Here is a 10,948-nt window from a genome sequence, read left to right as displayed (position 1 = left end):
TTTTATTTCTGGAGAATAATAATTATTTCTCCCTTTTTTAACTATCTCTAACCCATAACGTTCAATCAATTTAATCATGTAGGAAAGATTTCTCGCATCTATACCGAACATATCTGCAAGTCGTGAGCCGGTGCCAATCGTCATCTCAGGACCTGGCATCCGTCAGGATAAGGTCGAACATTACGACGAAATCTCTTGTGACGAAGGAGCCATCAACCGCATCAAAGGCCGCGAATTCGTCTGGACACTGCTCGATTATCTAGAGGTGGTGCCGAAACAGGGGAACTAAAAACATTAGAATAAAATCAAAATCGAACAAACATAAGAAACCAGGGCGAGGGCTCTGGTTTTTTTAGAAAACAATACTATAGAAATTTCATTTGAAAAATAAAACGCAGTCCAAAAGCTAGATTTTCGGTCTAACCTTTGGACTGCGTTTCAAGATCCTGGTCTTAAATTTTGGTTATAGAGGCTCTGCCATGCAAGCTACCCATCGTGTAATCGTATCTAAGTAATTTTGAATATTGTTTAAGATGATAAAATTCGAAGCATCAATTAGCAATTGTAAAGTTGAAATAATTAATGAGATTTTTTCCATCGTAATCACCTCACTAGTAGTCTTTTTTTGAAAACTTACTGTTTTGGTCATTTTATAATAAATTACAACGATTAAGGGTAGCCACATGAGACCGTGCGTTTGCACGGCACAACCTCTAAAAACAATATTATACTATTAGTTTTGAACTGTAAATAATTTTATGATTCAATAATACATTTATGAATTAATATAAATATAAGAGCAAAGTAATACTATAAAAGAGCAAAATTATCATCAAAGATAAAGACTATATATGATAAGTTTAATTTATGGAGAGGAAGAAGCATTTAGAATTACGAGAGAAATAGTAGATTTTATTTAGAAAGGTGTTTTTATGGGCTTTACGAAGAAACAGATATCTAATTTTTTGGACGATAAAATTTTATTTAGATTTTCGATAGAAGAAGAATATGTAATCAATTATAATCGACAGAGTGAGGAATATACTTTTGATGAATTAGAGAAAATTGCTAAAAGTAATTTTGAATATTGGGATTCAGTTTCGGAAGATTATTTTTCTCAAGAATGGGCGAATTTAAGTAGGAATATTACTAGAGTAAGAGAATATCTATCAACTATAGAAGAATTAGACTTACAGAACATACGTAATTATTTCTATAACAATATACCAAGTAATCGAGAAGAGATAGATAAAAATAAATATTTGTATATAATTTCAATTAAGTCGCCTATCGATAAAGATACAGAATTTGGAGCAATTAAAAACTTTGTTTCATTCTATACTCAACATTTCACAAATTATCTTAATGAGGCAGTAAAAAATTTTATTAGATTATCCAAAAATATGCATGAGGTTGGTCATGATTTAACAAGTACATATCGATATGATTTTTATCCTGCGTTATATCTGCTGAAACAACATCTCTCAGATCTTAAGGAAAGTAAGGATAATTTTGAAACTAATATAGTGTTACCTATAAAGAGTAAACTACAAGAAATAAGTGATGATTCAGACGAACAATATAAAGAAATAACAACTTTTATAGAAACAAAACACAACGAAATTCAGAAACAGTTTGACGAAAAAACTATAGAGTTGAAAGAATTTCAGAGTTCTATGGATACCTGGAAAGAACAAAAACAAGCTCAATTAAATGATTTAGAGGAAACGTATAAAAATAAACTGTCTTTAGAAGCACCTGAAAAACATTGGCATATTTGTTCGAAAGAATATAGAGAGAAAGCAAAAAGTTGGACATGGGTACTTATTGTTGCTGTATTAGTTCTAATATGTTCTTTAGCAGGACTAGTAATGGTTATACATGATTATTCGCTGGATACTATTCAAGAAATTCCTTTTGTTTCTAAATCATTTATATTAATTTCTATTATATCTTTCTTTGTGTACATAATCAGAGTTCTGATAAAGATTGTAATGTCAAATCATCATCTGGCCACTGAATACGAACAAAAAGCTGCATTGACGAGGTTCTATCAAGCTCTAACTAAGGCGGGGACAGATATTACAAAAGAAGAAAGGATTATAATAATTCATTCTCTATTTAGTAAAACCGAGACAGGTTTGGTAAAAACAGATAGTTCAAATGATGTTGAAGCGATTCTTTCAGTTTTATCGAAGAATGCTAAATAATATAGAATGACTTAAGTAGTTAGCTGCTTAAGTCATTTTTTATTTATTCATATCTAATATTTTCACCTATACAATAAATTTTGGGCGTGTCGTGTAGATACTAAAAAGTAAACTACTTTGGAGGAGAATTTTTTACAAGAAAAGCAAAACAGTAACAGAAAAAAGCAAAATTAACATATTTGTTAATTAACATATATGTTAATTTTAGAATAGGGAGGTGGGGCATATGAAGCGAAAATTCATAGCATCAAAAGAATTGGTGGATCGGTTAGATAGTTATGATTATGATTATGATGAGATGGTGAAATTAGCTGCAGTGCTAAAAATGCTAGAAGAAGATGGTGTAACTGAAGAAATGATTCAAAAATGGGGAGTACATTATAAAGGAAAAAGTTATTTAGAGGTTGTAATAAGCAAGAAGAAAAAGGAGGAGACAGACGATGAGTACGTATCTAACTTCCAAACTAAAAAAGTTCGCATTGGAATACCCGAATTTTAATAAAGATCTTGAAAAGACTATTTTTTTACAAAGGGTAGCGCTACAGATGGTAAAACTTCAAAATGATAGTGGATTGGCGTTAGAAGAATTTGCACGAGAGCTTGAATTGCCGAACTCTCACATTTCAAGGTTGCAAAGCGGAGAACATAATCCAACGATACTCACTTTATTGGATATTGCTGAAAGATGTGGATATAAGTTAGAAATTAAAGTTAAAAAGAGTCGGAAATAAAATATTTTTCATAGTACATAGCTATTTAACCTCTAAATTTATTCTTATTAGTGTAGAGAGTAAAAAACTACCAAAATAAATCAGGAGGGAAAATATGGGACATGAAACAATTGTCGATAAAAAACTACATTTAGTCTTCAAAGGGAGTGATGGAGAAACAAAACGCCTTACTATTGCACGACCTCAAGATGAATTAAAGAAAATTGTCGCTGAAGCAGCAATGGATAAAATTAGTGAATCTAACCTATTTGAAAACGAAGGTGTACTATTATATACAGCTAAAAAAGATGCTTATTATAAGACGTGTAGAGTAGATGTGTTTTGCTATGATGAGAATTAAGATTAGAAGGATAGAAATGGGGCGTGTTTAGATTTTAAGTGCAGGGTTTCCGTCTCTAGAATTAAACTAGAGGATGGAAATCCTCTTTTTTTTAAAATTTTAAATCATCAGAATAGAACGATAATAATAAATTATTACAAAAAACGTTGATTTCGAATTATAGAAGTGTTATTATAGGTTTGTAGTAATAATTCATAATTACATTTTAAATAAAAGGAGATGCGGTTTTGGAATTTTGGGGATTGATAAAAAAGAATTGGTATAGAGTTATTCATACGGCGTTTGCGTTTTTTATTTATTTTTTTACTACTACTCAAGATGTTAGTAAGTTAGTGAAGATAATAAGTTTTTGTTATATTTTATTGCTAGGTATTATGTTTAGCTTTAATTTATACAAGAATAGGGCCTCATTTGAATATAATAAAAAAGATTCATTTGCAGAAGTGATATGGAAATGGTGCTTTAAAGTAACTACTTTATTGTTGATATTGTTTGCTTTGATTCTGATGAGAGATACGTTTGGTCTGAAGAGGATAGTAATAAATATTGGCTTTATTGTCGTTATATTGGCGGGTGTTTTTGAATTTGAAACTCTCGTATTTCTCATGATGGTATATTTTAAAAGAAAATTAGGATATTTACATATATTTTTGGGGATCCTATTTATCTCGCTCTTAAATAATATACATTTTATTAATTTGCTATTCGGTTCTGTGGGTATACTCTTTGTTTCTCAATTTATACTATCAGATAACTTTCTTGATTATTTAAAAAATCATTATTCTGAATATGACATGATTACAATCAAAAGATACATGAAAGCAAACAAGACTAGATTCTTAGCGTTTGCTTACCTGATAACATTTTCTGGGAATGTAATATTTGTGATTAAGCATTTGTTGCCAAGTGAGATCAAGGATGGTCTAAAAAGTATGATTCTTAATGCTTATAATTGGGTAAGTAGAACTAATATCCCAAATGAATTTGCGGACTTATTTTTGATCAATACTATAATCTTAGGAATCATCATTCTATTTTATACGCTCATAGACAATTTTTTAAAAGGGAAATTTAAAAAGAAAAAAGCTTCTATTTTGAAGTACATGAGAGAAAATTTACAAGAAAAGAAGGTGGGGAACAGTCATGGATAGAAGATTTTCAGATTATGTAACGTTTGTATCTGGCGTTAATCCGACTCGTGCTAGTAAACAAATAGACGATGTAATAGTCTATTACGAGCAGAGTGATTTTAATAATGATTTTAATCATTTGGATGGATATGAGATTGAAGAAAATCCTTCTGACTTTGGGAAACAGACGCTAAAAGAAGGGGACATTATTATCAGTAATATTCAACAAAAAGCTGTGATGATTGGGAAGAGTAATGCTGGTAAGGTGATTCCGTTGAATTTTACAAAAGTAGAATTTAATAAACAGACGCTTGATAAGAATTACTTTTTGTATCTATTTAACAGTAATAAATTTATACAACGCCAAAAAGAGAGGGAGCAACAGGGGAATTTACTTCAAAAGCTTTCGACAAAGGCCTTAGGTGATTTGAAAATTCCCGTAATTCCTTTGGAAAAGCAAAAGAAAATTGGGGAGGCATATAGTGAAACTTTAAAATTACAAGGAGAATTAATTAGGTATTCAGATTTATTAGAGCAATTTTCAACACAAATTTTAGAAAAAACATTACAAGGGGATTAGATGATGGTGGATGAATTAAATAAAAGCGAATTAATATTTGAAAATAAAGTGATTGATTATCTTACTAAAATCGGTGGCACAAAACAATGGGAATATCGTCCTGAAATTAAAGATACAGAAGCTTTATGGGACAACTTTAAACGTATTCTAGAACAAAATAATAGAGGCCGATTAGACAAGGAACTTTCAATTGTTGAGTTTAACCAGGTGAAAAGGGTTATTAACCAATTAGATACGCCGTATAAAGCTGGGCAATTCCTGTATGGGGTCAATGGTGTTAGTCAAGTTGAAGTGGACTTAGACAATGGGGAACATGTCTTTTTAACCGTTTTTGACCAAGCGCAAGTAGGCGGAGGAAATACTGTTTATCAAGTGGTGAACCAAATCGAGCGAGAAAAGGTGATTCCAGGGAAACCAAATAGACGTTTTGATGTGACGCTGTTAATCAACGGATTACCAATTATTCAAATCGAATTGAAGAGTGCGATGCGTCCCGCCAATGAAGCACTCAATCAGATGGAACAATATATTGCAGAAAGCCAGTACAGCGGTATTTTCTCAACATTACAGATTTTAATTGCCATGACGCCTAATGAAATTAAGTATATGGCAAATACAACTAGAGACAAATTTAACAAGGCTTTTGCGTTCAAGTGGCAAGATGAGGAAAGTACAAAACCAATCAATAACTGGATGGAATTTGCAGATAAGGTATTGTCGATTCCGATGGCACATGATTTATCTACTCGTTACATGGTATTAGATGGAACGAAGAACAAGGAAAGTATTAAAGTGATGCGTCCTTACCAAGTTTATGCAACGAAAAGAGTGCTTGAAAAAGTAGCTCAATATGACTTTAAATATGATGATGGCAAACTTGGGTATGTATGGCATACAACGGGCTCGGGCAAAACGATCACAAGTTTTAAAACAGCATGGTTAGCAAGCCGTCTTCCGAACGTTAATAAGGTTGTGTTCTTAGTGGACCGAATCGCTTTGACCAGACAAACGGTTGATGCCTATCAAGCTTATGATCCGCTTTCTAGAGGGGAAGGCGAATCAGGAGTTGTCAATGATACAGCTAATGTGTCTGATTTAAAGACAAAATTAACAAGAAAAAGCGATAAGAATATTATCGTAACGAGTATTCAAAAGATGGCACGTTTTGTATCGAGAGATTCTTTCAAGCCTTTGAATCATAATATTCTATTTATCGTTGACGAAGCTCACCGTTCAACGGGAGATGGTTCTGATACAGAAGGGATGCTACAAAGTATTCGCAAAGCTATTCCAAACGCTGCTTGGGTAGGGTATACAGGAACGCCTCGTTTTGAAGGGCAAAAAACAAAAGAAGTCTTTGGAAGTTTACTTCATGCATATACGATTAAACATGCGATTGCGGACCATAATGTTCTAGGATTTAACGTTGAATTCAAAGAAACGATTGAACCAATGGAAAATCCTTCAGAGGAAGATATCGATGATATGATTCGTGCTAGCGTGTATGATACTGATCCTGTACACGTGGAATTAGTCGTTCAAGATGTCTTGTACAATTGGAAAGAAAAATCAAATAATTATAAATATAATGCATTGTTTACAGTTCATGTAGGTGGCAATAAACCTTCAATTCCTCGTGCGATGGAATACTTTGATAAGTTTATGGAGGAAAATCAAAAGTTAGAAGAAAGACGATTAAAGATTGCGATTATCTTCTCGGCTGATACGTCAAATAGTGATAGTCAGTTGCAAACGAATGAAAGTCTTGATCGTGCACTTGCCTCATATAATCAAATGTTTGGAACGACCTTTGATCGTACGACACTAAAAGCATACTCTGAAGACTTAGCTAGACGATTAAACAAAACAGCTGATGATAGAAAATATTTGGATTTAGTGATTGTTGTTGATCAACTATTAACAGGGTTTGATGCACCAGAGTTGAATACTTTATATGTGGATAGAACGTTGAAAGGTGGAAATCTGATTCAAGCGTACTCTCGAACAAACCGTGTTCATGACAGTGTAGCTAAACCTTGGGGGAACATTGTAAATTATCGTTGGCCAAAACAAAATGAATATGAAATGAATAAGGCTTTTGCGGTTTATTCGGATAGGCACTCTGCTGATGAGCAAGTCGACCTGATCGATCTGATTGAGGTGAATATAGAAGATAAAATTATCTCTAAACCATTTGGTGTTGCAGTAAATGATATGAAAGAATTAGTCGATGAGTTAAGAGATTTAACGGATAATTTTGATAGAATTCCGCCTAGCGAAGAAGATCAGAAACAATTATTTGAGAAGTTGAAAAATTATAACAGATTAATGACTCAATTAAAACAATATACCGTAGATGAAGAGGGGAATCGTGTATCCGCGTATGATGCACCTGAAGAATTTTACGACCGTATCGGAATGACTCCGGAGGAAGAAATTAAATTAACGGTTGTGATAGCAGATGAGTTAAAACGACTTATGGCTGAAAACGAAGAAGTTGATATTTCTCATATTGAATTGTCAATGGTTCAAATTAATGAAGTGAGAATCAATTATGATTACTTAGTAGACTTGATTGCGAAAATGGCAGATGAAATCCATGCTCATCAAAATGAAGATGCTGAAGCTACAAGAATCGAAATCAATGTTGAGATTGCTAAGTCTGACAACGAGGAAGAAAAAGAAAAAATGCGTCGATTTGTGGAAGCTATCTATAGTGGAGACTTTGTATTTGATAGTTATCCTGCACCAAGAACTGTGGAAGCGATGGATCGTGCGAGAGAACGAGCGGTAACAAAATCAAACACACGTGAAGTAGCCGAATTTGTTCGAAAATGGGGGCTTGATAACAGTACGCTGGTAAAAGACTTGTTAGCATTAATCGAGAAGCATTCGATTGGACAAGATGACTTGGATAAACAAGGGGAAATTTCAGCAATCCTAAACGCAGCACGTGCGGATTACCCAGAATTGGCAGAACCTGATATTGCTGAATTATCATGGATTAAATATAGAAACGAATTTAGAAAAGCAATCTACAAACTTGCAGATGATATTAAGAGAGGTGAATAGAGTGGGAGAAGGACAAAAGAATGTACCTAAGTTAAGATTTAAAGGGTATGAAGACGCTTGGGAACAGCGGAAGTTAGGAGAAATTGCTGAGAGTACTTATGGAGGAGGAACTCCGAAAACTACGGTAGAAGAATTTTGGAATGGTGGAATACCGTGGATTCAGTCGTCAGATATACAAGAAGACCAAGTTTTCAACGTTCAAGTTAGAAAGACTATAACGGAGAAAGGTCTAGCAAATTCTGCTGCCAAACTAATACCTAAAAATTCAGTCGCAATTGTTACTCGAGTAGGTGTTGGGAAATTAGGACTAATTCCATTTGATTTCACTACCAGTCAAGATTTTTTGTCGTTAAGCAATCTGAACATTGATAGTAATTTTGCAGTATATTTACTTTTCAAAAGATTACAATTTGAAAGTAAAATGGCCCAAGGAACATCTATTAAAGGTATAACCAAAGAAGAACTCTTATCAAAAGAAGTAAAAATTGCCCATATTGATATGGAACAAAAATCGATTGGTTATTTTTTTCAAAATTTAGACGACATTATTACTCTTCATCAGCGTAAGTATGACGCTTTAAAATCGATGAAAAAAACACTACTTTTAAAAATGTTTCCTAAAGATGGAAAAGATGTTCCGGAAATTCGTTTTAAAGAATTTACTGACGCTTGGGAACAGCGGAAGTTAGGTGAAGTCTCTCAAATTGTTGGTGGCGGTACGCCAAGTACAGGAATTCCAGATTATTGGGATGGAGATATAGATTGGTATTCTCCAGCAGAAATAGGCGAGGAAATTTTTGTTTCATGTAGTCAAAGAAAAATAACGCAACTAGGGTTAGAAAAAAGCTCAGCTAAGATTTTGCCTGTAGGGACGGTGTTATTTACTTCAAGAGCAGGAATTGGAAATACAGCAATACTTGAAAAAGAAGGATGTACAAATCAAGGTTTTCAATCCATTGTGCCCAAAGATAATGAACTAGATTCATATTTTATTTTTTCATGCTCACATTTGCTAAAAAAATATGGAGAAACTAAAGGTGCGGGGTCTACTTTTGTAGAAATTTCGGGCAAGCAAATGTCTTTAATGCCTTTGAATATTCCAGAAATTAAAGAACAAAAGTCTGTAGGAAATTTTTTTAGAAAGTTAGATAGCATCATTACTCTTCATCAGCGTAAGCTTGAAGAACTGAAAAATATGAAGAAAACACTACTACAACAGATGTTTGTATAAAAAAGGAGAGAATAAAATGACGAAAACAACCGAAATTACATCGAAGCTTTGGGAGATGGCCAATAAACTACGTGGAACAATGGATGCTAGTGAGTATAAAAATTATATTCTACCATTTATGTTCTATCGTTATTTATCTGAGCATCAAGATGATTATATCCGTAACAATGGATTAGAAGATTTTTATCAAAATCCAGAAGATATAGAAGAATATTATGAAGATATTGCCAGAAGCCTTGGCTATGTGATTGAACCCCAATTTACATGGAATAGCATTGTTGACAGTATTGAAAATCACAAAATTAAAGCAAGTGATTTCCAAGATATGTTTGAGGCTTTTCACAAACATGCGAAACGAAATACAGATTCAGAACAAGAATTTGCAAATGTCTTCTTTGACGTGAACTTAGGAGATACTCGCTTAGGTTCTGGGACAAATGAACGTGCAAAAGCTTTGAATGATATAGTACTGATGATTAACGAATTCGATTTTAAAGATGAATCAGGACATGACATTCTTGGAGATGTTTACGAATACTTGATTGGTCAATTCGCGGCTAATGCAGGAAAAAAAGGTGGAGAATTCTATACTCCTCATGAAGTAAGCCAAATTTTAGCTCGTTTAGTGACAGATCATGTTGCTACACAAGGAAACCAATTCCGAGTATATGACCCAACAATGGGTTCAGGCTCGTTATTATTAACGGTACAAAGAGTATTCTCTGGAAGCGACGTTTCAAAAGTAGAATTTTATGGACAAGAGCTTAATACAACGACTTATAATCTTGCTCGTATGAATTTGATGATGCATGGAGTTTCATATGCCAACATGAACCTAAAAAGAGCAGATACATTAGATGCTGATTGGCCTTTTACTACTCAGAACGGAATTGAGGTTCCAAAGAAATTTGATGCGGTAGTAGCTAATCCGCCATATTCACAAAATTGGGATATTAAGAACATTGACCGCGAAAAAGATGTCCGTTTCAAAGGTTTCGGTGTTGCGCCTGCTTCTAAAGCTGATTATGCATTTGTGCTACACGGATTGTACCATTTAGATGAAAAGGGAACAATGGCTATTGTATTACCACACGGTGTCTTATTCCGTGGAGCTTCTGAAGGGAAAATCCGTGGGAATATTTTGAAAGAAAACTTACTTGATGCTGTAATTGGTTTGCCAGCGAACTTATTCTATGGTACAAGTATCCCAACAGTAGTTTTAGTATTCAAAGGTCGTGAAGCACGTGGAGAGAGAAAAGATGTCTTATTTATCGATGCTTCGAAAGAATTTGAAAAAGGCAAAAATAAAAATACACTATCTGAAGAAAACATCAATAAGATTGTTGAAACTTATCATAATCGTGAAGATGTTGACAAATACGCGCATGTAGCAACGATTGAAGAAATTAAAGAGAATGATTACAACTTAAACATTCCTCGTTATGTAGATACGTTTGAGGAAGAAGAAGTCGTTCCATTAACGGATATTGCTAAAGAGTTAAATGAAATTCAAACAAATATCGATGAAACGACAAAATCATTGATGAGTATGCTAGATGATTTAGTAGGTACTACTCCTGAAGCACAATCAGAGTTAGAAGAATTTAGAAAGTTATTTGGTACTAACTAATTATGAAAAGTAGAGGTGAAAACC

General features: G+C 33.5%; 10 protein-coding genes. 9 read left to right on the top strand and 1 reads right to left on the bottom strand.

Going from position 1 to position 10,948, the window contains the following annotated elements; all coding sequences use genetic code 11:
- Positions 1 to 463 precede the first annotated feature (463 nt).
- Complete coding sequence (locus HMPREF3103_RS09680) at positions 464 to 598, bottom strand: hypothetical protein (RefSeq protein ID WP_256365583.1); 135 nt, start codon at positions 596 to 598, stop codon at positions 464 to 466.
- A gap of 334 nt (positions 599 to 932) precedes the next feature.
- Between HMPREF3103_RS09680 and HMPREF3103_RS03435 the strand changes: the two genes are divergently transcribed.
- The 9 genes from HMPREF3103_RS03435 (at position 933) to HMPREF3103_RS03395 (ending at position 10,924) form a co-directional block, all read left to right on the top strand.
- Positions 933 to 2,210, top strand: a complete 1,278-nt coding sequence (locus HMPREF3103_RS03435; RefSeq protein WP_070437221.1) for a DUF6161 domain-containing protein — start codon at positions 933 to 935, stop codon at positions 2,208 to 2,210.
- A 226-nt stretch (positions 2,211 to 2,436) separates the two neighbouring features.
- Positions 2,437 to 2,709, top strand: a complete 273-nt coding sequence (locus tag HMPREF3103_RS03430) for a hypothetical protein (RefSeq protein WP_070437220.1) — start codon at positions 2,437 to 2,439, stop codon at positions 2,707 to 2,709.
- Complete coding sequence (locus tag HMPREF3103_RS03425) at positions 2,651 to 2,941, top strand: helix-turn-helix domain-containing protein (protein WP_070437218.1); 291 nt, start codon at positions 2,651 to 2,653, stop codon at positions 2,939 to 2,941. The genes HMPREF3103_RS03430 and HMPREF3103_RS03425 overlap by 59 nt, the downstream gene beginning before the upstream one ends.
- Before the next feature lie 94 nt (positions 2,942 to 3,035).
- The gene (locus HMPREF3103_RS03420; protein WP_070437216.1) at positions 3,036 to 3,281 is read left to right on the top strand and encodes a DUF2922 domain-containing protein; all 246 of its coding nucleotides are present in this window, start codon (positions 3,036 to 3,038) and stop codon (positions 3,279 to 3,281) included.
- Positions 3,282 to 3,508: 227 nt separating this feature from the next.
- Positions 3,509 to 4,432, top strand: a complete 924-nt coding sequence (locus tag HMPREF3103_RS03415; protein WP_070437214.1) for a hypothetical protein — start codon at positions 3,509 to 3,511, stop codon at positions 4,430 to 4,432.
- Positions 4,425 to 4,991 carry a restriction endonuclease subunit S gene (locus HMPREF3103_RS09450; RefSeq protein WP_070437212.1) on the top strand — a complete coding sequence of 189 codons (567 nt, stop codon included), beginning with the start codon at positions 4,425 to 4,427 and terminating at the stop codon, positions 4,989 to 4,991. Before HMPREF3103_RS03415 ends, HMPREF3103_RS09450 begins: the two co-directional genes overlap by 8 nt.
- A complete protein-coding gene (locus HMPREF3103_RS03405; RefSeq protein ID WP_371440377.1) occupies positions 4,992 to 8,063 on the top strand; it encodes a type I restriction endonuclease subunit R in 3,072 nt (1,023 codons plus the stop codon).
- A gap of 1 nt (position 8,064) precedes the next feature.
- Positions 8,065 to 9,294: a restriction endonuclease subunit S gene (locus HMPREF3103_RS03400; protein WP_246826950.1), complete on the top strand. Its 1,230-nt coding sequence runs from the start codon at positions 8,065 to 8,067 to the stop codon at positions 9,292 to 9,294.
- Positions 9,295 to 9,310: 16 nt separating this feature from the next.
- Positions 9,311 to 10,924: a type I restriction-modification system subunit M gene (locus HMPREF3103_RS03395; protein WP_070437208.1), complete on the top strand. Its 1,614-nt coding sequence runs from the start codon at positions 9,311 to 9,313 to the stop codon at positions 10,922 to 10,924.
- Positions 10,925 to 10,948: the final 24 nt, after the last annotated feature.

Source organism: Granulicatella sp. HMSC30F09 (assembly GCF_001806915.1).
In the GTDB taxonomy this organism is placed as follows: domain Bacteria; phylum Bacillota; class Bacilli; order Lactobacillales; family Aerococcaceae; genus Granulicatella; species Granulicatella adiacens.
Note: the sequence above shows the minus strand (reverse complement) of the source record. Positions and strands in the feature narration are given on the sequence as shown.